Source organism: Mycobacterium sp. 1423905.2, from assembly GCF_001673155.1.
Taxonomy (GTDB): Bacteria; Actinomycetota; Actinomycetes; order Mycobacteriales; family Mycobacteriaceae; genus Mycobacterium.
On the sequence record NZ_LZLE01000199.1, the window covers coordinates 1 to 705 of the forward strand.

General features: G+C 77.2%; 1 protein-coding gene and 1 pseudogene. One reads left to right on the forward strand and one right to left on the reverse strand.

All coding sequences use genetic code 11. From position 1 onward, the window contains the following. Positions 1 to 253, reverse strand: a 253-nt coding sequence (locus tag A9W95_RS28310; RefSeq protein ID WP_371328058.1) for a hypothetical protein, incomplete at its 3' end; no start/stop codon positions are given. 108 nt (positions 254 to 361) lie between these two features. Here A9W95_RS28310 and A9W95_RS27490 point away from each other — a divergent pair. Beyond that, positions 362 to 705 (forward strand): annotated as a pseudogene (locus A9W95_RS27490) (hypothetical protein); the annotation flags it as partial.

The window sequence follows — 705 nt, forward strand, 5'->3', positions numbered from 1 at the left end:
TGGCGGTGGCCCCGGTGGCGGTGGCCCCGGTGGCGGCGGCCCGGGCGGTGGTAATCCCGGTCCCCAGGGCGGCGGCCCGGGTGGCGGTGGCCCCGGTGGCGGCCCTGGCGGGGGTAATCCGGGTCCGCACGGTGGCGGTCCCGGCGGTGGCGGCCCCGGTGGTGGTGGTCCCGCGCCGCAAGCTGGCGGTGGTCCCGGTCCGCACGGCGGTGGCCCCGGTGGCGGTGGCCCGGGCGGTGGACCTGGGCCGCACGGCGGCGGTCCCGGCGGAGCCGGCCCCGGCGGCGGCGGTCCCGGCGGGGTTGGACCACAGTGGCGCAATGTCGGACCGCCGGCCACGCAGCTGCGTGGCGGCCTACGGGTGCCGGGCGGTCCCAATGCGGGCTTCAACGGAGGCTTCCGCGGCCCGGGCGGGCCGGGAGCTAACTTCCGTGGCGCCTTCCGTGGTTTCGGAGCGCCGGCGGGTGACTTCCGCGGCGCGTTCCGCGCGCCGTTTGGACCCCGCGCCGATTTCCGTGGCGGGTTCCACTCCTTCGGCACCCCACCCGGAAATTTCCGAGCCGCCTTCCGCGGTCTGGGAGCCCCACCCTTCGCGCGATGGTTCGGACCCCGTGGTGAGCTGGGCATCAACTTGCGCGGACCAGGCTGGCTGCGTGGCGACCTGAACTGGCGTCTTGGCTGGCGGGGCGGACCGGCCTGGCACTT